The following is a 24,030-nucleotide window of genomic DNA, read 5'->3' on the forward strand; positions in this document are numbered from 1 at the left end:
AGGTAGATCGATGACATTGTCAACGATTCCCAATGCGTCTTAGTCGCATTCGGATCAAGTGGGGAGGTTGCGCTACCAGACTTGGCATGCCCCGGCTTTCTTGGCAGAGGTGGACCATGAGCCAGACATCGAGCAGGGACGGGCACGCGTCGCCCGATGCGGACGAAAGCCACTCGCCGGCGCCGATCACCATGATGCTGTCGTCGCGGCTGATGGTGCTCGCCAACCTGCTCAAGCGCGGCGCCATCCTGCGCTACAAGCGCCTCGCCGGACTGAACTCGGTCGAGTTCGGTCTTGTCGCCTCGCTCGGCCGACGGCCGCCGATGAGCGTGGCGCGGCTCGCCGAGGCCGTCGGCCAGGACAAGGGACAGATCAGCCGCGCGCTCGCGGAACTCGTCTCGCGCAAGCTGATCGTGAAATCGGCGAACCCGAAGGACAGCCGCGAGGTGCTGGTCTCCCTGACCGCGGCGGGCCTTGCCGCCCACGATGCCATTGTCGCTGGCGCGCAAGAGCGCAATCGCCGTCTGCTGGAGCATCTGAGCCAGGAAGAATTCGAAACGCTACTTGTCCAGATCGATCAGCTCACGGCAACGGCCGCCGAAATGTTGGAGGCGGAGAAAGTTCCGCGCTGATCTCGCAGCAATCTCCGGAATATTGGATTGCTTCTAAGAATCTTTCTAAGAAGTTTTCAATTAGGGAATTCGCACGCGCTCACTTAAGCGTCACCGCAAACGCATGCCGTTGGGGGAACGACGGCATGACGTAACAAACATGCAGCTTTGGGGTGCGCGTTGAACAGTCTTGGTATGCTGCGGTCAGCCGTATTGGCGACCGCGTCCGCTTTGGTATTGGTGCCGCAGGCATCGCTCGCACAATCGTCTGCGCAGAGCGGCGCGCAGAACCTGCCGTCGGTGACCGTCATCGCGCCGGAAGCGCGCCGCCGCGCGCCTGCTGCGGCCACGCGGATCGCGCCGCGGCGGTCGGTGCAGAGCGCCGCCAGCCGCAGACCGCAGCCGCAGCGCAATGTCGGCTTCGTCGAGACGCCGCGCGGTCCGGTGAACGGTTACGTTGCCAACCGCAGCTCGTCCGGCACCAAGACCAACACGCCGATCATGCAGACGCCGCAGTCCGTGTCGGTGATCGGCGCCGAGCAGATCCGCGACCAGAAGCCGAACAAGCTCGACGAGGTCCTGCGCTACACTGCCGGCGTGCGGGCAGGCACATTCGGTGCGGATACCCGCAACGACTGGTGGCTGATCCGCGGCTTCAAATCCGACGACGTCGGGCTATTTCTCGACGGCATGCAGCTGTTCTACACATCCTATGCGAGCTGGAAGCTGCAGCCTTCGAACATGGAGCGGGTCGAGGTGCTGCGCGGCCCGTCGGCGGTGCTCTATGGCGGATCGAGCCCGAGCGGCATCGTCAACGTCATCAGCAAGCTGCCGCCGGCCGAGCCGATCCGCTACATCGAGACCGGCGTCAACAATTTCGGCAACGCCTATGTCGCCTTCGACGTCGGCGGTCCCGTGGCGACGCAGCCGCAGGACGGCAAGCTGTTCTACCGCGTCGTCGGCCAGGTCCAGAACGGCGGCACCCAAGTCGACTTCATCTCCGACAACAACTATTTCATCGCACCGTCGTTTACGTGGAAGCCGGACGCAGACACGACATTCACCGTGCTGGCGTCGGCCTCGAAGCAGGACACCCGCGGCATCAACTTCCTGCCTTACAGGGGTACAGTGACCAACGCACCGTTCGGCAAGATCCCGACCAGCTTCTTCGTTGGCGATCCCGGCGTCGACAAGTTCACGCGCGAGCAGGAGATGCTTGGCTACCAGTTCGAGCGCAATCTCACCGACGATCTCACGTTCCGACAGAATGCCCGTTTCGCGCATATCGACCTCACATATCGAGGGTATGTCGGAAGCGGCTACACCAACGAACCGGCCGGCGACATGTTTCGATACAATTGGTATGCGAAGAACACCGCCAATCAGGCCAATCTCGACAACCAGCTTGAGTATCGCTTCAATACGGGTCCGGTGAAGCACACGATGCTGTTCGGCGTCGACCTGAAGGGTTACCAGATCGACGACTATCAGGCGTTCGTGTTCGCTGGTGTGCCGTCGATCAATGTCCTCAATCCGACCTACGGCGTTGGCGATATTCCGTTGACGGGGGATCCATTCCGAAATTTCCTCCTCACGCAGAAGCAGGCCGGCACCTATGTCCAGGACCAGATGAAGCTGGGCAACTTCACACTGGTGCTGAGCGGACGCAATGACTGGGTCGAGACCACGCAGGCCGCTCGAGACACGGGCGCTACGGTCGCCAGCCGCGATGACAGCAGATTCAGCGGTCGCGCGGGCCTGATCTACAATTTCGACAACGGGATTGCGCCTTACATCTCCTATGCGACGAGCTACAATCCGATCATCGGCATCAATGACACAACGAAGCGGCTGTTCCTGCCGGAGACGGGCCAGCAGGCCGAGATCGGCGTAAAGGTCGCGCCGAAGGGATTTGACGGCTATTTCACGGTCTCGGCCTTCGATCTGGTTCGCCAAAACGTGCCGACGACTGTGCCGGGTTCCACGCCGGTCCTGCAGAACCAGACCGGCGAGGTGACCTCACGCGGCATCGAGCTCGAAGCGGTAGCCAATGCCACCAAGGAGCTGAAGCTGATCGGCGCATTCACCGCCTATCACCTCTTCAACAGCAAGGACCTCGACCCGACCCTGGTCGGCAAGACGCCGACCAACACGCCTGAGTTGCTGGTCTCTGGCTGGGCGGACTACACCTTCAGGGACGGACCGCTTGAGGGCTTCGGCTTCGGTGGCGGCGTGCGCTACATCGGCTCGTCCTGGGCCGACACTGCCAACACGCTCGAGGTTCCCGCGGTCGTGCTCGGCGATCTCGCGGTTCACTACGAATGGCAGAACTGGCGCACAGCCATCAACGTCATCAACCTGACCGACAAGATCTACGTCGCGAGCTGCGCGTCGGCCACGTCCTGCTTCTACGGCGACCGCCGGCGCGTCACCGCCAGCGTCTCCTACAAATGGTGACGACAGGCGAGGAGAGGGCTTGGTGAAGGCGCGTACGGTCAGACTCTGGTCCGCGGTCCACACCTGGGCCAGCCTGATCTCGACCGTCTTCCTGCTGCTGCTCTGCCTGACCGGCCTGCCGCTGGTCTTCCATCACGAGATCGATGAGCTCCTGGGCTATGCCCCCCAGCCCGAAGCTCATGCGGGCGCGGCGCGTGCGACGACCCAGGCGGTCGCCGACGCCGCGCTCGCCGCCGATCCCGGCCGCGTGCTGCAATATATCTCCTGGGACAAGGACGAGCCCGGGATCGTCACCGTCTTCACCAACAGTGCCGTCGACGGGCTCCCCGACAACACCACCGTGCGCGCCTTCGATGCGGTCTCGAGCAAGCTGCTCGGGCCGGTCGGCATCGGGCCGATGTTGATCATGCTCAAGCTTCACACCGACATGTTCGCCGGGCAGCCGGGAAAGCTGTTTCTGGGCGGGATGGGCCTGTTGTTCGCCGTCGCTATCGTCTCCGGCGTGGTGCTGTACTGGCCGTTCACCCGCCGTCTGCGCTTTGCCACCATTCGCGACCGCGCCTCACCCCGCGTGCGCTGGCTCGACTGGCACAATCTGATCGGCGTCGTGACGGTGGCCTGGACGCTGGTGGTTGGCCTCACCGGCGTCGTCAACACCTGGGCCGAGCTGATGCTCAACCAGTGGAAGGCGACCGAGCTCGCCAGCATGGTGGCGCCTTACGCTGGTAAGCCGCCGCCCTCGCATCTTGCCTCGCTCGACGACGTCGTGGCGCGCGCGAGGCAGGCGGCGCCGGGCATGGAGGTCGCCTTCATCGCCTTTCCGGGGACGCCGTTCTCCTCGTCGCACCACTTCGCCGCCTTCATGCGCGGCGACACCGCTTTGACGGCGCGGCTGCTCAAGCCGGTGCTGCTGGACGGGGAGACGGGGGAGGTCGCCGACAGCCGGGCGCTGCCGCTCTATCTCCAGGCGCTCCTGATCTCGCAGCCGCTGCATTTCGGCGATTACGGCGGAATGCCGCTCAAGGTGATCTGGGCCGTGCTGGACGTCCTCACGATCGTCGTGATCGGCAGCGGGCTCTATCTCTGGCTGGCGCGGCGACGCAAGCGGACGTCCGCCCGCGCTGACGCATTCGCCAGACGAGCCCCGGTCCCGTCGTGATGCATGGCTCCCCCGACCGCTCGCGCCTGTGGATACGTGTCTTTGCTGCGCCTGTCCTGCTCGCGGCCGCGACCATCACCGGCCTGCTCGCCGCGCTGCTCTGGGGAACGGTTGGGCAGTATGTCGCCTGGGTGACGGTCGGGGCCCCGGTGCTGGTCATTGTCTGGGTTTGGGTGCGCCGCCGTACGACAAAACCGAGCCATTTGGCCGGGTGACTCGCGGCGGATCGCGCTCCGGCCCGCGCGCCGCAATCTCCAGCACGGCTGCCCTGCAAAACTGTGGCCGCCCTTGCTGGCTTTTCTGATCTGCTCCATACCAGCGCGGGGTGATTCCGGAATTTCCACCGTTCCGGGAGCGGGAAAGGGCCTAAAAAGAGCGTGTCTTGCGCCCATTGGTGCACTGCGCTAAGGCTCAGAACAATTCCAAACTGGACGAATCCGTGGCTGTCCCGAGGCCGCGGGAAAAAGGGCTCGTCAATGAGCGGCATTCTTGAGAACTATCTTCCTCTCGTCGTCTTTATAGGGGTAGCTGCTATCATCGGCCTCGTGCTGCTGATCGCGCCCTTCATCGTGGCGTTCCAGCAGCCGGACCCGGAAAAGCTGTCGGCGTATGAGTGCGGTTTCAACGCCTTCGACGACGCCCGCATGAAGTTCGACGTCCGCTTCTATCTGGTCGCCATCCTCTTCATCATCTTCGATCTCGAGGTGGCGTTTCTGTTTCCCTGGGCGGTGGCGTTCGGCAAGCTTGGCGCGACCGGCTTCTGGTCCATGGTGGTGTTCCTCGGCGTGCTGACCGTCGGGTTCGCCTATGAATGGAAGAAAGGAGCACTCGAATGGGATTGAACCCTGCAACGTCCACCGGTCCGGTCGTCGCGCCGGCCCCCAAGGGCATCCTTGATCCGTCGACCGGCAGGCCAGTCGGCGCCAATGATCCGTTCTTCCTCGAGGTCAATTCCGAGCTGTCCGACAAGGGCTTCTTCGTGGCCGCGACCGACGACCTCATCACCTGGGCGCGCACCGGCTCCTTGATGTGGATGACCTTCGGTCTCGCCTGCTGCGCGGTCGAGATGATGCAGCTGTCGATGCCGCGCTACGACGTCGAGCGCTTCGGCTTCGCTCCGCGTGCCTCGCCGCGCCAGTCCGACGTGATGATCGTCGCGGGGACATTGACCAACAAGATGGCGCCTGCGCTGCGCAAGGTCTACGACCAGATGCCCGAGCCGCGCTACGTCATCTCGATGGGCTCCTGCGCCAATGGCGGCGGCTACTATCATTACTCCTACTCGGTCGTGCGCGGCTGTGACCGCATCGTGCCGATCGACATCTACGTGCCGGGCTGTCCGCCCACGGCGGAAGCGCTGCTCTACGGCGTGCTGCTGCTGCAGAAGAAGATCCGCCGCACCGGCACCATCGAACGCTAAGGTTTTACGTCATGGACGACGCCAAGCTCGACGCCCTGGGGCAGACGATCGTTAGCGCGCTTCCCGGCGCCGCCATCGGTCACACGGTGGCCTTCAACCAGCTCACGGTGGATGTCGAGGCCAGCAAGATCGTCGAGGTGGTCAAGTACCTCCGTGACGACCCGAAATGCCGCTTCGTCAACTTCACCGACATCACGGCCGCGGACTACCCCTCGCGCGAAAAGCGTTTCGACGTGATCTATCACTTCCTGTCCCCGACCCTGAACGCGCGGATCCGGCTGAAAGCCCAGGCCGACGAGACCACGCAGGTGCCGTCGCTGATCGAGGTGTTCCCCGGCGCGGACTGGTTCGAGCGCGAGGCCTACGATCTCTACGGCGTGTTCTTCGTCGGTCATCCCGACATGCGCCGCATCCTCACCGACTATGGTTTCGAGGGCCATCCGCTGCGCAAGGATTTCCCGACCACCGGTTTCGTCGAGGTCCGCTACGACGACCAGGAGAAGCGGGTGGTGTACGAGCCCGTCCGGCTCAACCAGGAATTCCGCAAGTTCGATTTCCTCTCGCCATGGGAGGGGGCGGACTATCCGCTGCCTGGCGATGAGAAGGCGGGGCCGAAGGTCTGATCATGAACGAGCAACCCGAACAGCTTCGCAATTTCACCATCAATTTCGGCCCGCAGCATCCGGCCGCGCACGGCGTGCTGCGTCTGGTGCTGGAGCTTGATGGCGAGGTCGTCGCGCGTGTCGATCCCCATATCGGACTGCTTCACCGCGGCACCGAGAAGCTGATCGAGCAGAAGACCTATCTGCAGGCGATCCCGTATTTCGACCGGCTCGACTACGTCGCGCCGATGAACCAGGAGCATGCCTTCTGCCTGGCCGCCGAAAAGCTGCTCGGCATCGAGGTGCCGCGCCGCGGCCAGCTCATCCGCATCCTTTATTGCGAGATCGGCCGCATTCTCTCGCATCTTCTCAACGTCACCACGCAGGCGATGGACGTCGGCGCGCTCACCCCGCCGCTGTGGGGTTTCGAAGAGCGCGAGAAGCTGATGGTGTTCTACGAGCGCGCCTCGGGCAGCCGCATGCATGCGGCCTACTTCCGCGTCGGCGGCGTGCATCAGGACCTGCCGCAGAAGCTGGTCGACGACATCGAGGCCTGGTGCGATCCGTTCCTGAAGGTGGTCGAAGATCTCGATCGCCTGCTCACCGCCAATCGCATCTTCAAGCAGCGCAACGTTGACATCGGCGTGGTGTCTCTGAAGGAAGCCTGGGAGTGGGGCTTTTCGGGCGTGATGGTGCGCGGTTCGGGCGCGGCTTGGGATTTGCGCAAGTCGCAGCCCTATGAGTGCTACGCCGAGATGGATTTCGACATTCCGATCGGCAAGAACGGCGACTGCTACGACCGCTACCTGATCCGCATGGAAGAGATGCGCCAGTCCGTGCGCATCATGAAGCAGTGCATCCAGAAGCTGAACGCAGCCGATGGCAAGGGCCCCGTGGTCGTCGAGGACAACAAGGTCGCGCCGCCGCGCCGCGGCGAGATGAAGCGCTCGATGGAAGCGCTGATCCACCACTTCAAGCTCTATACCGAGGGCGTCCACGTGCCCGCCGGCGAAGTCTACGCCGCGGTCGAGGCGCCGAAGGGCGAGTTCGGCGTCTATCTGATCTCCGACGGCACCAATAAGCCGTACAAGTGCAAGATCCGCGCGCCGGGCTTTGCGCATCTGCAGGCGATGGACCACATCTGCCGCGGCCATCTGCTCGCCGACGTCTCGGCGATCCTGGGTTCGCTCGACATCGTGTTCGGAGAGGTCGATCGGTGATGGCGCAGGCGCCAATCCAGTTTGACCGTGCCTCGGGGGCCCTTGAAGGGGCCAATCTGTGGGAGCGGACGGCTGCCTTGGCGCTGGTGACGGGATCGAAGATCTCCTCGCACTTCTCGCATATGGGCTACATCGCCTGCGCCAATCTGCTGCGGAAAACGCTGCCCGAGCGCAACATCGCGATCAAGCTCAATCCCGACGCCGTGTTCGAATTCCCTTACGGCGACGGCTATTGGAGCAAGCTGCTCAACCGCTCCTACAATTACGAGGACGAGCTCGAGCTGCTGTTCGCCGACTCCGTCGATGTCGACTACACGCTGCTCGATTGCGGCGCCAATTACGGCTACTGGTCGGTGCTGGTCTCGAGCAAGCCGTTCGGCGCCCACAAAGCGATCGCGATCGAGCCGTCGCGGCAGAACTACCCGAAGCTCGCCAACAACGCCCGCGTCAACGGCGACCGCTTCGAGATCCTGAAATGCGCGATCGGCGCGGCCCGCGGCACCGCGCGGCTGTCCGGCACCAAACACGAGGCCTTCAGCATCGCCGGCGGTCCGTCGGCGGGCGGCGAGGATGTGCCTGTCATCGCGCTCGATAACCTCATCGACGACGGCAAGGTCGCCAGCACCGGCAAGTACCTGATCAAGCTCGACGTCGAAGGCGTCGAGATCGAGGCGATCAAGGGCGGCGCGCGGCTGCTTCAGGCCGACAGCGTCGTCATGTGCGAGGAGCACGGCAGCGACCGCAGCCACGCGGTGTCGCGCTACATCCTCGAACAGACCCCGCTGAAGCTGATCGTCTACGATCCCGGCACGAAGCGTATGGAGACGGTGACCGAGCTGTCGATCCTCGACCGCATCAAGGTCTCGACCCACGTCGGCTACAACGTTTTCGGCACCGCAAGCGCATTCTGGCAGGACAGGATCGATGCCCTGAATGCGAAAACCGCGCGCCGCATGCAGTGAGAGATTGAAGAGATGTCCGTCCGCCGATTAGCACCGAAGGAAGTCCAGCCCGCGAGCTTTGCGTTCACGGAGGAGAATCTCGCGTTCGCCAAGCAGCAGATCGCGAAATATCCGGCCGGCCGGCAAGCCTCCGCCGTCATCGCCATCCTCTGGCGCGTCCAGGAACAGCACGACGGCTGGGTCTCGGAAGCCGCGATCCGCGTCGTCGCCGACTTGCTCGACATGCCCTATATCCGCGTGCTCGAAGTTGCGACCTTCTACACGATGTTCCAGCTCGCACCGGTCGGCAAGAAGGCCCACGTCCAGGTCTGCGGCACCACGCCGTGCCGCCTGCGCGGCGCCGAGGATCTGATCCACGTCTGCGAGCACCGCATCCACCACGAGCCCTTCCATCTGTCCAAGGACGGCAATTTCAGCTGGGAAGAGGTGGAGTGCCTGGGCGCCTGCGTGAACGCGCCGATGGTGCTGATCGGCAAGGACACCTATGAGGACCTGACCAAGGAAAGCTTCGGCAAGGTGCTCGACGGTTTCGCTTCGGGCAATCCGCCCAAGCCCGGTCCGCAGAACGGCCGCCAGTTCTCGGCGCCGACGGGCGGACCGACCACGCTGAAGGAGATCACCTGATGGGCGATCTCTCGCCGCCGGCAATGGAGGGACGTGCTGCCATGAAGAAGTGGAGCTTCATCGCGATGCACGCCGCCGTGGCGGCCACATTCATTTTCCTGCTGCAGCGTTTCGGCCTGAACGCGTCGCTGGAATCCAGCCTGCTCTGGGCGCTGACCTTCGCCGTCTGCGCCGCCGGACTTGCCTACAAGCAGTCCATTCGTTGATCGGAAAGCACTGATATGCTCGAGGACAAGGACCGCATCTTCAAGAACCTCTACGGCCTCCACGATTGGGGGCTCGAGGGCGCGCGGCGCCGCGGCGCCTGGGATGGCACTAAGACCATCATCGACAAGGGCCGCGACTGGATCATCAACGAGATGAAGGCATCGGGCCTGCGCGGCCGCGGCGGCGCCGGCTTCCCGACCGGCCTGAAATGGTCGTTCATGCCGAAGGAATCGACCGACGGCCGGCCGAGCTATCTCGTCGTCAATGCCGATGAATCCGAGCCCGGCACCTGCAAGGATCGCGAGATCATGCGGCACGATCCGCATCTCTTGATCGAGGGCTGCCTGATCGCCAGCTGCGCGATGAACGCACATGCCTGCTACATCTATGTCCGCGGCGAGTTCATCCGCGAGCGCGAGCATCTCCAGGCCGCGATCGACCAGGCCTATGAGGCCAAGCTGGTCGGCAAGGACAACGTCAACGGCTGGCCGTTCGACATCTATGTCGCGCACGGCGCCGGCGCCTATATCTGCGGCGAGGAGACCGCGCTGCTCGAGAGCCTCGAAGGCAAGAAGGGCCAGCCGCGGCTGAAGCCGCCGTTCCCGGCGAATGTCGGCCTCTACGGCTGCCCGACGACTGTCAATAACGTCGAGTCGATCGCGGTGGCGCCGGATATCCTGCGCCGCGGCGCGGCCTGGTTCGCCGGCATCGGCCGTCCGAACAATGTCGGCACCAAGCTGTTCTGCATCTCCGGCCATGTCGAGCGGCCCTGCAACGTCGAAGAGGCCATGGGCATTCCGTTCCGTGAGCTGATCGACAAGCATTGCGGCGGCATTCGCGGCGGCTGGGACAATCTCAAGGCCGTGATCCCCGGCGGCTCGTCGGTGCGCATGGTGCCGGCCGAGCAGATCATCGACACGCCGATGGATTTCGACAGCCTGAGCAAGCTGCGCTCGGGTCTCGGCACCGCGGCCGTGATCGTGATGGACAAGTCGACCGATTTGATCCGCGCCATCGCCCGCATCTCGTACTTCTACAAGCATGAGAGCTGCGGCCAGTGCACGCCGTGCCGCGAGGGCACCGGCTGGATGTGGCGCGTCTTGACCCGCATGGCGGAAGGCCGCGCCCACAAGCGCGAGATCGACATGCTGCTGGAAGTCACCAAGCAGGTCGAAGGCCACACCATCTGCGCGCTGGGCGACGCCGCCGCCTGGCCGATCCAGGGCTTGATCGCGCATTTCCGTCACGAGATCGAAGCGCGCATCGACCAGTATTCGCACCAGGCCGACATCGACGATATCGGCGTCCGCGATCCCGTGAACATGGTCGCGGCGGAGTAGGAAGAATGACCAAGCTCATCATCGACGGCAAAGAGATCGATGTCCCGGCCGAGTACACGCTGCTCCAGGCGTGCGAAGCCGCCGGCGCCGAGATTCCGCGCTTCTGCTATCACGAGCGGCTGTCGATCGCCGGCAATTGCCGGATGTGCCTCGTCGAGGTGAAGGGCGGCCCGAAGCCGGTCGCGAGCTGCGCCTGGGGCGTGCGCGACTGCCGTCCGGGCCCCAAGGGCGAGCCGCCGGAAATCTCCACCCGTTCGCCGATGGTGAAGAAGGCACGCGAAGGCGTGATGGAGTTCCTGCTCATCAACCATCCGCTGGACTGTCCGATCTGCGACCAGGGCGGCGAGTGCGATCTTCAGGACCAGGCGATGGGCTATGGTGTCGACACCAGCCGCTTCGCCGAGAACAAGCGCGCGGTCGAGGACAAATATCTCGGCGCGCTGGTCAAGACCTCGATGAACCGCTGCATCCAGTGCACGCGCTGCGTCCGCTTCTCGGCGGAAGTCGCCGGCGCGCCCGAAATGGGCGCCACCGGCCGCGGCGAGGACATGGAGATCACGACCTATCTCGAGCACGCGCTGACGTCGGAGCTTCAGGGCAATCTCGTCGACATCTGTCCGGTCGGCGCGCTGACCTCCAAGCCCTATGCTTTCGCGGCACGCCCGTGGGAGCTGGGCAAGACCCAGTCGATCGACGTGATGGACGGCATCGGGTCGGCGATCCGCGTCGACACCCGCGGCCGCGAGGTGATGCGTATCCTGCCGCGCATCAACGAGGCCGTGAACGAGGAGTGGATCTCCGACAAGACCCGCCACGTCGTCGACGGCCTGCGCACTCAGCGCCTCGACCGGCCCTATATCCGTGAAGCCGGCAAGCTGCGCGCGGCGAGCTGGCAGGAAGCCTTCGCCGCGATCGCCGCGAAAGCGGCACGCACCGACGGCAAGCGCATCGGCGCGATCGCCGGCGATCTCGCCTGCGTCGAGGAGATGTTTGCGCTGAAGGACATCTTGTCCAAATACGGCTCGGGCAATCTGGCGGTGCAGGGCGGCGACGCCTTCGATCCCGCGCTCGGCCGTGGCTCCTATATCTTCAATCCGACCTTCGTGGGCATCGAGCAGGCCGACGCGCTGCTGATCGTCGGTGCCAATCCGCGCAAGGAAGCGGCGGTGTTCAACGCTCGCATCCGCAAGCGCTGGCGCGCCGGTGGCTTCAAGATCGGCGTGATCGGCGCCAAGGCCGACCTCACTTACGATTACGATCATCTCGGCGCGGGCACCGACACGCTCGGAGAGCTCGCCGCCGGCAGGCACTCCTTCATGGACGTGCTCAAGAACGCCAAGAATCCGATCATCATGGTCGGCGCGGGCGCGGCCGCGCGCCACGACGGCGCCGCCATTCTCGCAGGCGCCGCCAAGCTCGCGCTCGATGTCGGCGCGGTCAAGGACGGCTGGAACGGCTTCGGCGTGCTGCACGACACCGCCTCGCGCGTCGGCGCGCTCGATATCGGCTTCGTTGCCGGTCAGGGCGGATTGAACGCGGCTCAGATGACGACGTTCGGCACGCTGGACCTGTTGTTCCTGCTTGGTGCCGACGAGATCAAGCCGGCCGACGGCACCTTCGTCGTCTATATCGGCACGCATGGCGACCGCGGCGCGCACCGCGCCGACGTGATCCTGCCGGCGGCCGCCTACACCGAGAAGTCCGCGATCTACGTCAATACCGAGGGCCGTGTGCAGATGACCGGCCGTGCCGCGTTCCCGCCGGGCGAGGCCCGCGAGGACTGGGCGATCATCCGCGCGCTGTCGGAGGCGCTCGGCAAGAAGCTCGGCTATGACTCGCTTGCCGCGCTGCGCCAGGCGATCTTCAAGGCCGTGCCGCATCTGATCCGTCTCGACCAGATCGAGGCCGGCTCCGCCGACCAGATCAAGAAGCTGGCCGGCAAGGGCGGCACGCCCGAGAAGGCGCCGTTCAAGCCGGCGATCGAGGACTTCTATTTGACCAACCCAATCGCGCGTGCGTCCGCCGTGATGGCGGAATGCTCGCGGCTTGCCTCCGGGCAGATGCTGACCGCAGCGGAGTGAGCTGATGGAATTCTTCGAAAGCGCATTCTGGACCGGCTTCCTCTGGCCGCTGATCATCATGATCGCGCAGAGCGTGCTGGTGCTCGTCGTCCTCCTGGTCGCGATCGCCTACATCCTGCTCGCCGACCGCAAGATCTGGGCGGCGGTGCAGATCCGCCGCGGCCCGAACGTGGTCGGCCCCTGGGGCCTGCTGCAGTCCTTCGCCGACCTCCTGAAGTTCGTGCTGAAGGAGCCGATCATTCCGGCCGGCGCCAACAAGGGCGTGTTCCTCCTTGCGCCCCTGGTCTCATGCGTGCTCGCGCTCGCGGCGTGGGCGGTGATCCCGACCAATCTCGGCTGGGTGATCTCCGACATCAATGTCGGCATCCTCTTCATTTTCGCGATCTCGTCGCTGTCGATCTACGGCATCATCATGGCCGGCTGGTCGTCGAACTCGAAATACCCGTTCCTGGCCGCGCTGCGCTCGGCGGCGCAGATGGTGTCGTATGAGGTCTCGATCGGCTTCGTTATCATCACGGTGCTGCTCTGCGCGGGCACGCTGAACCTGTCGGCGGTGGTCGAGGCCCAGCACGCGCGCGGCCTTGCCAGCTTGATCGGGCTGCCGCAGCTCACCATCCTGAACTGGTATGTGTGGCCGCTGTTCCCGATGTTCGTGATCTTCTACGTCTCGGCGCTGGCGGAAACCAACCGTCCGCCCTTCGACCTCGTCGAAGCCGAATCCGAGCTCGTCGCCGGCTTCATGGTCGAATACGGCTCGACGCCGTATCTGCTGTTCATGCTCGGCGAGTATGTCGCGATCGTCACGATGTGCGCGATGGCGGCCATCCTGTTCCTCGGAGGCTGGCTGCCGCCGGTTGACCTGCCGCCCTTCAACTGGGTGCCGGGGATCATCTGGTTCTCGCTCAAAGTCTTCTTCATGTTCTTCCTGTTCGCGATGGCAAAGGCGATCGTGCCGCGCTACCGCTACGACCAACTGATGCGGCTCGGCTGGAAGGTGTTCCTGCCGCTGTCGCTGGCGATGGTGGTCGTGGTGGCCGGCGTGCTGCATTTCGCCGGCATCGCGCCGAAGTGAGGGCCGTCATGGGTATCAACGTCAACGCCACTGCACGCTCGCTTCTGCTGTCGGAATTCGTCTCGGCGTTCTTCCTCGCCATGCGCTATTTCTTCCAGCCGAAGCCGACGCTGAACTATCCCTTCGAGAAGGGGCCGATCTCGCCGCGCTTCCGCGGCGAGCACGCGCTGCGCCGCTATCCGAACGGCGAAGAGCGCTGCATCGCCTGCAAGCTGTGCGAGGCGATCTGCCCGGCGCAGGCCATCACCATCGAGGCCGGCCCGCGCCGCAACGACGGCACCCGCCGTACCGTGCGCTACGACATCGACATGGTGAAGTGCATCTATTGCGGCCTCTGCCAGGAGGCCTGCCCGGTCGATGCCATCGTCGAAGGTCCGAACTTCGAGTTCGCGACCGAGACCCGCGAGGAACTGTTCTATGACAAGGCCAAGCTGCTCGCCAACGGCGACCGCTGGGAACGCGAGATCGCGAAGGCGATCGAGCTCGACGCGCCGTACCGGTGAGATGAGAGCATGATCCTTCCCGCCACCTCCTCGTCATTCCGGGGCGCGCGAAGCGCGAACCCGGAATCTCGCGCCACAACCTCCAGATTCCCAAATGCGCAATTGCGCATGGTGGTTCGCGGGCTTTGCCCGCGCCCCGGAATGACGGGGAACGCCCAATGATCCTTCCCGCGCTGTTCTTTTATCTGTTCGCCGGCGTCTGCGTCGCCTCGGCGGTGATGGTGATTGTCTCGCGCAATCCCGTGCACTCCGTGCTGTACCTGATCCTGGCCTTCGTCAACGCCTCCGGCCTGTTCGTGCTCATGGGCGCCGAGTTCCTGGCGATGATCCTGATCGTCGTCTATGTCGGCGCCGTCGCGGTGCTGTTCCTGTTCGTGATCATGATGCTCGACGTCGACTTCCTCGAGCTGCGCGAGGGCTTCATCGAGTACCTGCCGGTCGGTCTCGTGATCGGCGGCATCTTCCTGTTCGAGCTGCTGCTCACCGTCGGCTTCTGGGTCATCAACCCCGGCGTCTCCAAGACGATCACGGCGGCGATCCCGACCCACGTCTCCAACACCGAGGCGCTCGGCCTCGTGCTCTATACCAAGTACATCCACTACTTCCAGCTCTCGGGCATGGTGCTGCTGGTCGCGATGATCGGCGCCATCGTGCTGACGCTGCGCCACAAGGCGAGCGTGAAGCGGCAGGATATCAACGTTCAGAACGCGCGCACGCCTGATATGGCGATGGCGATGCGCAAGGTGGCGCCGGGGCAGGGGCTCCAGGACTCTGACGCGGCGGAGTGGGTGAAATGACGATCGGGCTTGGACACTATCTGGCGGTCGGCGCGATCCTGTTCACGCTCGGGATCCTCGGTATCTTCCTGAACCGCAAGAACATCATCGTCATCCTGATGTCGATCGAGCTGATCCTGCTCGCGGTCAACATCAACCTCGTGGCGTTCTCGACCTTCCTCGGCGACATTGTCGGCCAGGTCTTCGCGTTGCTGGTGCTGACGGTTGCCGCTGCCGAAGCCGCGATCGGTCTTGCCATCCTGGTGGTCTATTTCCGCAACCGCGGCTCGATCGCGGTTGAGGACGTCAATCTGATGAAGGGTTAACCCGGCTATGGTTCAGGCAATTGTCTTTCTGCCTCTGCTGGGCGCGATACTGGCTGGCCTGATCGCCCTTTTTGGCGCGCATGCCCGCAACCCCTCGGGCGATACCGTCGAGCATCACGGCGATCACGGTCATGGCGCGCATGGCCATGCGTCCGATACCATCACCGAGGATGCCTCCGTCATCCACGAGACCCACCACGAGCCCGGCGACGGTCATGACGACCACCACGTCTCCGAGCCGCCCGCGGCGGGCTCTCGCGGTGCCGAGTTGATCACCACGGCGCTGCTGTTCGTGTCGGCGGCGCTGTCCTGGATGACGCTGGTCGATGTCGGCTTCATGCACCACGACATGCGCATTCCGCTGTCGCCCTGGATCCTCTCGGGCGACCTCCAGGTCTGGTGGACGCTGCGGGTCGACACGCTCACCGCCGTGATGCTGGTGGTGGTGACGACCGTGTCCTCGCTCGTGCACCTCTATTCCATCGGCTACATGGACGAGGATCCGAACCGGCCGCGCTTCTTCGGCTATCTCAGCCTGTTCACCTTCGCCATGCTGATGCTGGTGACCGCGGACAATCTGGTGCAGCTGTTCTTCGGCTGGGAGGGCGTGGGTCTGGCGAGCTACCTCCTGATCGGCTTCTGGTACCAGAAGCCATCGGCGAATGCGGCCGCCATCAAGGCCTTCGTGGTCAACCGCGTCGGCGACTTTGGTTTTGCGCTCGGCATCTTCGCGATCTTCATGCTGGCCGGCTCGACCGATTTCGAGACCATCTTCCACGCCGCCCCCGGCCTCACCGGCAAGACCATCGACTTCCTCGGCTGGCATGCCGATGCGCTGACCCTGACCTGCCTGCTGCTGTTCATGGGCGCGATGGGCAAATCGGCCCAGTTCCTGCTGCACACCTGGTTGCCGGACGCGATGGAAGGCCCGACGCCGGTCTCCGCGCTGATCCACGCCGCGACCATGGTCACCGCCGGCGTCTTCATGGTGGCGCGCCTGTCGCCGCTGTTCGAGCTCGCGCCGAACGCGCAGGCGGTCGTGATGTTCTTTGGCGCCACCACCGCGTTCTTCGCGGCGACCATCGGCCTCGTCCAGAACGACATCAAGCGCATCGTCGCCTACTCGACCTGCTCGCAGCTCGGCTACATGTTCGTGGCGATGGGAGCGGGGGCCTATTCGGTGGGCATGTTCCACCTGTTCACCCACGCCTTCTTCAAGGCGCTGCTGTTCTTGGGCTCCGGCTCGGTGATCTACGCGATGCACCACGAGCAGGACATCCGCAACATGGGCGGCCTCTGGCGCAAGATCCCTTACACCTACGCGGTGATGGTGGTCGGCACGCTGGCGCTGACCGGATTCCCGCTCACCGCCGGCTATTTCTCCAAGGACGCCATCATCGAGTCCGCCTACGCCTCGCACAATCCGTTCGCGATGTACGGCTTCCTGATGACGGTGGTCGCCGCCGGCCTGACCTCGTTCTATTCCTGGCGCCTGATCTTCAAGACCTTCCACGGCGAGCCGCATGACGAGCATCACTATGAGGCGGCGCACGAGGCCCCGGTCTGGATGCTGATTCCGATCGGCGCGCTCGCGGTCGGCTCCATCGTGGCCGGCTTCCCGTTCAAGGAGCTGTTCGCCGGCCACGGCATCGAGGAATTCTTCCGCGAGTCCGTGAAGATGAACCCGCACATCATCGAGGGCATGCACCACATCCCCGAGACCATCGCTTTCCTGCCGACGGTGATGATGGTGCTGGGCTTCCTGGTGTCGTACCTATTCTACATCCGCCGGCCTTACTTGCCGGTCGAACTCGCCAAAACCCAGCCGATGCTGTACCAGTTCCTGCTCAACAAATGGTACTTCGACGAACTCTACGACCTCATCTTCGTCCGTCCGGCGAAGTGGATCGGCTACCAGCTCTGGAAGAAGGGCGACGGCTTCGTCATCGACGGCTTCGGTCCCGACGGCATCTCGGCGCGCGTGCTGGATGTCACCCGCAATGTCGTGAAGATTCAGACCGGCTATCTCTATCACTACGCGTTCGCCATGCTGATCGGCGCCGCCGGCCTGATCACCTGGTTCATGTTCGGCTTTGGAGGCCAGTAAATGACGACCTGGCCCATCCTATCGGTCACGACCTTCCTGCCGCTGGTCGGCGCACTGATCGTCTATCTCAGCCGCGGTGACGATGAGGCGGCCCGGCGCAACGCGCGCTGGATCGCGCTCTGGACCACGCTGATCACCTTCGCGGTGTCGGTGATCCTGGTCATGCGCTTCGACCCTGCGAATCCCGACTTCCAGTTCGTCGAGAAGGCGAACTGGCTCGCCACCGGCATCACCTACCACATGGGCGTCGACGGCATCTCGCTGCCGCTCGTGATCCTGACCACCGCGATCATGCCGTTCTGCATCATCGCGAGCTGGAAGGCGATCACGAACCGGGTGCGCGAGTACATGATGGCGTTCCTGATCCTGGAAACGCTGATGATCGGCACTTTCTCGGCGCTCGATCTCGTGCTGTTCTACCTGTTCTTCGAAGGCGGCCTGATCCCGATGTTCCTGATCATCGGCGTCTGGGGCGGCCCGCGCCGGGTCTACGCGTCCTTCAAGTTCTTCCTCTACACGCTGCTCGGCTCGGTCCTGATGCTGCTCGCCATCATGGCGCTGTACTGGAACGGCGGCACCACCGACATCCCGACCCTGATGCACACGGCGGTGCCGCGCTCGTTGCAGACCTGGGCGTGGCTCGCCTTCTTCGCCTCCTTCGCTGTGAAGATGCCGATGTGGCCGGTGCACACCTGGCTTCCCGACGCGCATGTCGAGGCGCCGACGGCCGGCTCCGTGGTCCTCGCCGCGATCCTGCTGAAGATGGGCGGCTACGGCTTCCTGCGCTTCTCCCTGCCGATGTTCCCGCTGGCCTCGCACGACTTCGCGCCGTTGATCTTCACCCTCTCGGCCATCGCCATCATCTACACCTCGCTGGTGGCGTTGATGCAGGAGGACATGAAGAAGCTGATCGCGTACTCGTCGGTCGCGCATATGGGCTTCGTCACCATGGGCATCTTCGCCGGCACCATGCAGGGCGTCGCCGGCGGCGTGTTCCAGATGATCTCGCACGGCATCGTCTCCGGCGCGCTGTTCCTCTGCGTCGGCGTGGTCTACGACCGCTTGCACACCCGCGAGATCGCGGCCTATGGCGGCCTCGTCAACCGGATGCCGCTCTACGCGCTGACCTTCATGGTCTTCACCATGGCCAATGTCGGTCTGCCCGGCACCTCCGGCTTCGTCGGCGAGTTCATGACGCTGCTCGGTACCTTCAAGGTCTCGATCCCGACCGCGTTCTTCGCCACCTTCGGCGTGATCCTGTCGGCGGGCTACGCGCTGTGGCTCTACCGCAAGGTCGTGTTCGGTGCGCTGGTCAAGCCGTCGCTGACGAGCATGAAGGATCTCACCTTGCGCGAATGCGTGACGCTGTTTCCGCTGATCGCGCTGACGATCCTGTTCGGCGTCTATCCCAAGCCCGTGCTCGACATGTCGGCCGCCTCGGTCCAGCAACTCGTCAACAATTACAACACCGCTGTGACGGCCGTGAAGGCCGCCGCACTGCTCCAGTGAGCGGGCAGGTCAGGATATCGCCATGAGCTTTTCGACTGCAGGTTATCAACTGGCGCCGGTGCTGCCCGAGCTCGTGCTCGCGGTCGGAGCCATGGCGCTCCTGATGCTCGGCGCCTATCGTGGGCAGGAGACCACCAAGACGGTCACCTCGCTTGCGGTCCTGCTGCTGGTCGCGGTCGGCGTGCTGGTGTATCTCCAGCCCGCCGGCAAGCAGGTGACCTTCGGCGGCAGCTTCATCGTCGACGATTTCGCCCGCTTCATGAAGATCCTGGCCCTGATCGGCTCGGCGGTGACGCTGGTGCTGTCGACCGAGTTCCTGTCCGACCCGTCGCGCCGCATCTTCGAATATTCGATCCTGGTACTGCTCTCGACGCTCGGCATGATGGTGCTGATCTCGGCCGGCGATCTGATCTCGCTCTACCTCGGCCTCGAGCTGATGTCGCTTGCGCTCTATGTCGTCGCGACCTCGAACCGCGACAACGCCAAGTCGACTGAGGCCGGCCTGAAGTACTTCGTGCTCGGCGCGCTGTCCTCGGGCATGCTGCTGTACGGCTCCTCGCTGATTTATGGCTTCACCGGCACCGTGACCTTCGCCGGGATCGCGGCCGCGGCGACGGTCTCGAATGTCGGCCTCGTGTTCGGCCTGGTCTTCCTGCTCGCCGGTCTCTGCTTCAAGGTCTCGGCCGTGCCGTTCCACATGTGGACGCCCGACGTCTATGAGGGCGCCCCGACGCCTGTCACTGCCTTCTTCGCCTCGGCGCCGAAAGTCGCCGCGCTCGCCGTCTTCACCCGCGTCACGCTGACCGCATTTCCGGGCATCGTCTCGCAGTGGCAACAGATCCTGGTGTTCGTGGCGATCGCCTCGATGGTGCTCGGCTCCTTCGCCGCGATCGGCCAGTCCAACATCAAGCGCCTGATGGCGTATTCCTCGATCGGCCACATGGGCTTTGCGCTGGTCGGTCTCGCCTCCGGCACGGTCGAAGGCGCGCAAGGCGTGCTGATGTACATCGTGATCTATGTCGCGATGACGCTCGGCTCGTTCGCGATCATTCTCGCCATGAAGCGCAATGGCCAGGCCGTCGAGCAGATCAGCGACTTCGCAGGCCTGTCGCGGACCAATCCGCTGCTCGCCTTCATGTTCGCGATGCTGCTGTTCTCGCTCGCCGGCATCCCGCCGCTCGCCGGCTTCTTCGCCAAATGGTACGTCTTCGTTGCCGCCATCAAGGCGAACCTGTTCACGCTCGCCGTCATCGGCGTGCTCTCCAGCGTCGTGGGCGCCTACTACTATCTCACCATCGTCAAGACGATGTACTTCGACGAGCCCGCCGGCCAGGTCGATCCGGTGCGCATCGAGGTGCGAACGGTGCTGGCCGTTGCGGGCCTGTTCAATATCCTCTTCGCGCTGTTCGCGGGGCCCGTGGTGAGCGTCGCCTCCGCCGCCGCCAAGTCGCTGTTCTAGGATGGCTTTCGCGCTCGGTCCTCGCGCCACGTCCGCGGGCTACAGGCTCGCAGCTTTCGAACGGACCGGCTCGACCAATACCGAGGCGATCGAGCGCGCCAGGGGCGGCGAACGCGGCCCGATGTGGTTCGTGACATCGGAACAGACCGCAGGCCGCGGCCGGCGCCAGCGCGCATGGATCTCGCCAAAGGGCAATCTGGCCGCCAGCGTCCTCGAAGTCCTGGACGTAGCGCCTGCAGTCGCCGCCACCATCGGTTTTGCGGCCGGGCTGGCGGAGGAGGCTGCACTTGAGAAGGTCAGCCTCGAGGCCGCGCTGCGGCTCGGTCCTGACCGTCCCCGCTACGCCCTGAAATGGCCGAATGACGTCCTCGCGAACGGCAGGAAGCTGGTCGGCATCGGGCTCGAGGCCGAGGCCGTCGGCGATCGTCTCGCCGTCGTCGTCGGCATCGGCACCAACGTCGTCGCGGCACCGGAGGGGACGCCGACGCCCGCTGTGTCGCTGGCCGCGCTCGGGGTCCAGATCAGCGCGGAAGAGCTGTTCTCTGCGCTATCCGATGCCTGGGTGGAGTTTCGCGGCATCTGGGATAATGGCCGTGGCTTTGCCGAGATCCGCAAACTCTGGCTGCAGCGCGCCGCCGGTCTCGGCGAGCGGGTCGCGATCAACACGGGAACGATGACGCTTGAAGGCACTTTCGACACCATCGACGACACCGGCTGCCTGATCGTACGCACCGCTGACGGCCGACGCCTGCCGGTGGCGGCCGGCGAGGTGTTCTTTGGCTCGGCCGCCTCCGTGGGAGCTGCGTGATGGCAAAGCCTGACGAACTGGTATTTGCGCCGCTCGGCGGCGTCGGCGAGATCGGCATGAACCTGTCGATCTACGGCCTCGGTAGCCGCCAGCAGCGCGCCTGGCTCGCGGTCGATCTCGGCGTCTCCTTCGGTGACGAGGAGCATCTGCCGGGCATCGACCTGATCATGCCCGACATCTCCTTCCTGGAGAAGGAGCGCAAGAACCTGATGGGCCTGGTGCTGACCCACGCCCACGAAGACCATTTCGGCGCCATCATCGACCTCTGGCCCAAGCTGAAATGCCCGATCTACGCGACCCAGTTCAGCGCGGCGCTGTTCGAGGCCAAATGCGCCGCCGAGCGCAATGCACCGAAAATCCCGGTGACGGTTGTCCCGTCCGGCGGGCGCATCGATGTCGGCCCGTTCAACGTCGAGTTCATCCCCGTCGCGCATTCGATCCCGGAAGCGCATGCGCTCGCGATCCACACCTCGGCCGGCACGGTGCTGCACACCGGCGATTGGAAGATCGATCCGACCCCGACGTTAGGTCAGCCAACCGACGAGAAGCGGCTGCGCGAGCTGGGCGAGGAGGGCGTCCTCGCCCTGATCGGCGATTCCACCAATGCGGTGCGCGACGGCCGCTCGCCCTCGGAGGCCGAGGTCGCCCGGACCATCATCGATCTCGTGAAGGCCGCCAAGGGCCGCGTTGCGGTGACGACGTTTGCCTCCAACGTCGCGCGCATCAAGGCCGTGGCCGCCGCCGCCAAGGCCTCTGACCGCGAGGTCGTCGTGGTCGGCCGCGCCATGGAGCGCGTGGTGCAGGTCGCGCGCGAGACCGGTTATCTCGACGGCGTGCAGAATTTCCGCTCGCCCGATATCTACGGCCATCTTCCGCAGGACAAGGTGCTAGCACTGTGCACCGGCAGCCAGGGCGAGCCGCGCGCGGCACTGGCGCGCATCGCCAATGACGACCATCCCGAGATCACGCTCAACCGCGGCGACAGCGTCATCTTCTCCTCGCGCACCATCCCCGGCAACGAGAAGGCCGTCGGCTCGATCATGAACAATCTCGTGCTCCAGGGTGTCGAGATCATCACCGACCGCGACCATCTGGTCCACGTCTCCGGTCACCCCCGCCGCGACGAGCTGCGCGACCTGATCTCCTGGGTGAAGCCGCAGCTGCTGATCCCTGTGCACGGCGAGGCCCTGCACCTGCACGAGCACGCCAAGCTCGCGCGCGCCGCCGGCGTGCCGCGCGTGCTGGTCTGTCGCAATGGCGACCTCGTCAAGCTCGGTCCCGGTGATCCCGGCATCATCGGCCAGGTACCCTCGGGCCGGCTCTATAAGGACGGCAACATCCTGGAGGATTCCAAGTCCCGCGCCGTGGTCGAGCGGCGCCGCATGGCCTTCTCCGGCTGCGCCTTCGTCGCCGTCGCCATCACAGAGCAGGGCGAGCTGGTCGACGATCCCGAGGTCGATCTCGTCGGCATCCCCGAAAAGAACAGGGCCGGCGAGCCCTTCGACGACCTCGTGTTCGATGCCGTGGTCTCCACCATCGAGGGCCTGCCGAAGGCGCGCCGCCGCGATGCGGATGCGCTGGCGGAGTCGGTGCGACGCGCTGTCCGGTCGGTGATCAACGAACATTGGGGTAAAAAGCCCCCCTGTCTGGTACACGTCCTGACAGTATAACGGGAGAGAAACATGCTGGGCCGGCTCAACCATGTCGCGATCGCGACCAAGGACGCCGTCAAGGCCGCCAGGATCTACGGTGCGGCGTTCGGGGCGCAGATCTCGGAGGCCGTCGCGCTGCCCGAGCATGGCGTCACCACCGTGTTCGCGACGCTGCCCAACACCAAGATCGAATTCATCGAGCCACTCGGCGAAACCTCGCCGATCGCAAAGTTCCTCGAGCGCAATGCCGACGGCGGCATCCACCACGTCTGTTACGAGGTCGTGGACATCATCGCCTCGCGCGACACGCTGGTGAAGGAGGGCGCCCGGGTGCTCGGCGACGGCGTGCCGAAGATCGGTGCCCACGGCAAGCCGGTGCTGTTCCTGCACCCGAAGGACTTTTCCGGCGCGCTGGTCGAAATCGAGCAGGCGTAAGGCCGCACCCATGGCCATCCAGATATCGACCGCGATCGCGATCTACTTCGTCATCTGGTGGGTCGCGCTGTTCCTGACGCTGCCGTTTGGCGTGCGCAGCCAGCACGAGGACGGCGTCGGCGCCCCCGGCACCGACCCCGGCGCGCCGATCCTGACGCGGATGAGGAGCAAGCTGATCTGGACCACGATCATCTCGGCGGTCATCTACGGGATCGCCATGGTCGCCTATCACGCCGGCTACCTCTCGATCGAACGCCTGTCGAGATTGATGGGCATGCCGTTCTAATTTTCGCAGTTGCGTAGGTGTTTTGGGGGGAACGAATGACTTTTCAGAGGATCGTCATCGCGCTTCTGGTGCTGATCGTCGCCGGGATCAGTGCCATCGGCTATGTCGAGTGGCGGATGGCGATGCAGGTGCGGACGCTGAAGGCGTTTGTCGAAGGCTACGTCTTCAACGAGGCCGTGATCGCCTGCGAACAGGCCAGGAGCTCGACGCCGTTCAAATGGAACGGGGGCAAGAGCACCTCGGTGATCGGCCTGAACTCGGTCAAGCTCGACAAATACAACGTCAGCGCCAGCTACACGCTGGTGGCGGACCTCGTCTATTGTGATTACGATCCGATCAAAAGAAAGGCCGAGATCGGCTCGAGCTTCCTGGAGCGGGAGTAACGGTCCGGCCAACCTACCACGCAGGAATTCC

General features: G+C 64.4%; 25 protein-coding genes. All 25 read left to right on the forward strand.

The features are described 5' to 3' along the window. Nucleotides 1-116 precede the first annotated feature (116 nt). Nucleotides 117-632 (forward strand): MarR family winged helix-turn-helix transcriptional regulator, encoded by a 516-nt coding sequence (locus QSV46_RS26215; RefSeq protein ID WP_314958261.1) that lies wholly within the window; start codon nucleotides 117-119, stop codon nucleotides 630-632. A gap of 174 nt (nucleotides 633-806) precedes the next feature. Beyond that, nucleotides 807-3,068: a TonB-dependent siderophore receptor gene (locus QSV46_RS26220; protein WP_314958263.1), complete on the forward strand. Its 2,262-nt coding sequence runs from the start codon at nucleotides 807-809 to the stop codon at nucleotides 3,066-3,068. 22 nt (nucleotides 3,069-3,090) lie between these two features. Next, nucleotides 3,091-4,227, forward strand: coding sequence for a PepSY-associated TM helix domain-containing protein (locus tag QSV46_RS26225; RefSeq protein ID WP_314958265.1), 1,137 nt, complete (start codon nucleotides 3,091-3,093; stop codon nucleotides 4,225-4,227). Continuing rightward, on the forward strand, nucleotides 4,224-4,442 hold the full coding sequence (locus QSV46_RS26230; RefSeq protein ID WP_314958266.1) for a hypothetical protein: 219 nt from the start codon (nucleotides 4,224-4,226) through the stop codon (nucleotides 4,440-4,442). Before QSV46_RS26225 ends, QSV46_RS26230 begins: the two co-directional genes overlap by 4 nt. Before the next feature lie 261 nt (nucleotides 4,443-4,703). Beyond that, nucleotides 4,704-5,069, forward strand: a complete 366-nt coding sequence (locus QSV46_RS26235; protein ID WP_314958267.1) for an NADH-quinone oxidoreductase subunit A — start codon at nucleotides 4,704-4,706, stop codon at nucleotides 5,067-5,069. Then, nucleotides 5,060-5,647, forward strand: coding sequence for an NADH-quinone oxidoreductase subunit B family protein (locus QSV46_RS26240; protein WP_314958268.1), 588 nt, complete (start codon nucleotides 5,060-5,062; stop codon nucleotides 5,645-5,647). The genes QSV46_RS26235 and QSV46_RS26240 overlap by 10 nt, the downstream gene beginning before the upstream one ends. A gap of 11 nt (nucleotides 5,648-5,658) precedes the next feature. Further along, a complete protein-coding gene (locus QSV46_RS26245; protein ID WP_314958269.1) occupies nucleotides 5,659-6,270 on the forward strand; it encodes an NADH-quinone oxidoreductase subunit C in 612 nt (203 codons plus the stop codon). 2 nt (nucleotides 6,271-6,272) lie between these two features. After that, nucleotides 6,273-7,469: an NADH-quinone oxidoreductase subunit D gene (locus tag QSV46_RS26250; protein ID WP_314958271.1), complete on the forward strand. Its 1,197-nt coding sequence runs from the start codon at nucleotides 6,273-6,275 to the stop codon at nucleotides 7,467-7,469. Next, nucleotides 7,469-8,431 (forward strand): FkbM family methyltransferase, encoded by a 963-nt coding sequence (locus QSV46_RS26255; protein WP_314958273.1) that lies wholly within the window; start codon nucleotides 7,469-7,471, stop codon nucleotides 8,429-8,431. The genes QSV46_RS26250 and QSV46_RS26255 overlap by 1 nt, the downstream gene beginning before the upstream one ends. Before the next feature lie 12 nt (nucleotides 8,432-8,443). Next, nucleotides 8,444-9,055 (forward strand): NADH-quinone oxidoreductase subunit NuoE, encoded by a 612-nt coding sequence (gene nuoE / locus QSV46_RS26260; protein WP_314958275.1) that lies wholly within the window; start codon nucleotides 8,444-8,446, stop codon nucleotides 9,053-9,055. Next, entirely contained in the window at nucleotides 9,055-9,261 is a 207-nt protein-coding gene (locus QSV46_RS26265; protein ID WP_314958277.1) for a hypothetical protein, read from the forward strand. Before nuoE ends, QSV46_RS26265 begins: the two co-directional genes overlap by 1 nt. 15 nt (nucleotides 9,262-9,276) lie before the next feature. Then, the gene (gene nuoF, locus QSV46_RS26270; RefSeq protein ID WP_314958279.1) at nucleotides 9,277-10,602 is read left to right on the forward strand and encodes an NADH-quinone oxidoreductase subunit NuoF; all 1,326 of its coding nucleotides are present in this window, start codon (nucleotides 9,277-9,279) and stop codon (nucleotides 10,600-10,602) included. A 5-nt stretch (nucleotides 10,603-10,607) separates the two neighbouring features. Beyond that, the gene (gene nuoG, locus QSV46_RS26275) at nucleotides 10,608-12,683 is read left to right on the forward strand and encodes an NADH-quinone oxidoreductase subunit NuoG (protein ID WP_314958282.1); all 2,076 of its coding nucleotides are present in this window, start codon (nucleotides 10,608-10,610) and stop codon (nucleotides 12,681-12,683) included. Nucleotides 12,684-12,687: 4 nt separating this feature from the next. Beyond that, nucleotides 12,688-13,755, forward strand: a complete 1,068-nt coding sequence (gene nuoH, locus QSV46_RS26280) for an NADH-quinone oxidoreductase subunit NuoH (RefSeq protein WP_314958284.1) — start codon at nucleotides 12,688-12,690, stop codon at nucleotides 13,753-13,755. Between the two features lie 8 nt (nucleotides 13,756-13,763). Further along, nucleotides 13,764-14,258 carry an NADH-quinone oxidoreductase subunit NuoI gene (gene nuoI / locus QSV46_RS26285; RefSeq protein ID WP_014494864.1) on the forward strand — a complete coding sequence of 165 codons (495 nt, stop codon included), beginning with the start codon at nucleotides 13,764-13,766 and terminating at the stop codon, nucleotides 14,256-14,258. A gap of 158 nt (nucleotides 14,259-14,416) precedes the next feature. After that, nucleotides 14,417-15,055 (forward strand): NADH-quinone oxidoreductase subunit J, encoded by a 639-nt coding sequence (locus QSV46_RS26290; RefSeq protein WP_314958287.1) that lies wholly within the window; start codon nucleotides 14,417-14,419, stop codon nucleotides 15,053-15,055. Further along, nucleotides 15,052-15,360: an NADH-quinone oxidoreductase subunit NuoK gene (gene nuoK, locus QSV46_RS26295; RefSeq protein WP_015685769.1), complete on the forward strand. Its 309-nt coding sequence runs from the start codon at nucleotides 15,052-15,054 to the stop codon at nucleotides 15,358-15,360. The genes QSV46_RS26290 and nuoK overlap by 4 nt, the downstream gene beginning before the upstream one ends. Nucleotides 15,361-15,367: 7 nt before the next feature. Beyond that, complete coding sequence (gene nuoL, locus QSV46_RS26300; RefSeq protein ID WP_314958295.1) at nucleotides 15,368-17,467, forward strand: NADH-quinone oxidoreductase subunit L; 2,100 nt, start codon at nucleotides 15,368-15,370, stop codon at nucleotides 17,465-17,467. After that, nucleotides 17,468-18,976 (forward strand): NADH-quinone oxidoreductase subunit M, encoded by a 1,509-nt coding sequence (locus QSV46_RS26305; RefSeq protein ID WP_314958297.1) that lies wholly within the window; start codon nucleotides 17,468-17,470, stop codon nucleotides 18,974-18,976. It begins immediately after the preceding gene. 22 nt (nucleotides 18,977-18,998) lie between these two features. Continuing rightward, entirely contained in the window at nucleotides 18,999-20,435 is a 1,437-nt protein-coding gene (gene nuoN, locus QSV46_RS26310; protein ID WP_314958298.1) for an NADH-quinone oxidoreductase subunit NuoN, read from the forward strand. 1 nt (nucleotide 20,436) lies between these two features. Further along, nucleotides 20,437-21,243 (forward strand): biotin--[acetyl-CoA-carboxylase] ligase, encoded by an 807-nt coding sequence (locus tag QSV46_RS26315; RefSeq protein WP_314958300.1) that lies wholly within the window; start codon nucleotides 20,437-20,439, stop codon nucleotides 21,241-21,243. Beyond that, complete coding sequence (locus QSV46_RS26320) at nucleotides 21,243-22,913, forward strand: ribonuclease J (protein ID WP_314958302.1); 1,671 nt, start codon at nucleotides 21,243-21,245, stop codon at nucleotides 22,911-22,913. The genes QSV46_RS26315 and QSV46_RS26320 overlap by 1 nt, the downstream gene beginning before the upstream one ends. Nucleotides 22,914-22,925: 12 nt before the next feature. Then, a complete protein-coding gene (gene mce / locus QSV46_RS26325; protein WP_092290870.1) occupies nucleotides 22,926-23,330 on the forward strand; it encodes a methylmalonyl-CoA epimerase in 405 nt (134 codons plus the stop codon). 10 nt (nucleotides 23,331-23,340) lie between these two features. Then, nucleotides 23,341-23,616, forward strand: coding sequence for a DUF1467 family protein (locus tag QSV46_RS26330; protein WP_314958307.1), 276 nt, complete (start codon nucleotides 23,341-23,343; stop codon nucleotides 23,614-23,616). Nucleotides 23,617-23,651: 35 nt separating this feature from the next. Next, complete coding sequence (locus QSV46_RS26335) at nucleotides 23,652-23,999, forward strand: hypothetical protein (protein ID WP_314958308.1); 348 nt, start codon at nucleotides 23,652-23,654, stop codon at nucleotides 23,997-23,999. The last annotated feature ends 31 nt before the right edge of the window (nucleotides 24,000-24,030 follow it).

The sequence above is a fragment of the Bradyrhizobium cosmicum genome, assembly GCF_032290525.1.
In the GTDB taxonomy this organism is placed as follows: domain Bacteria; phylum Pseudomonadota; class Alphaproteobacteria; order Rhizobiales; family Xanthobacteraceae; genus Bradyrhizobium; species Bradyrhizobium cosmicum_A.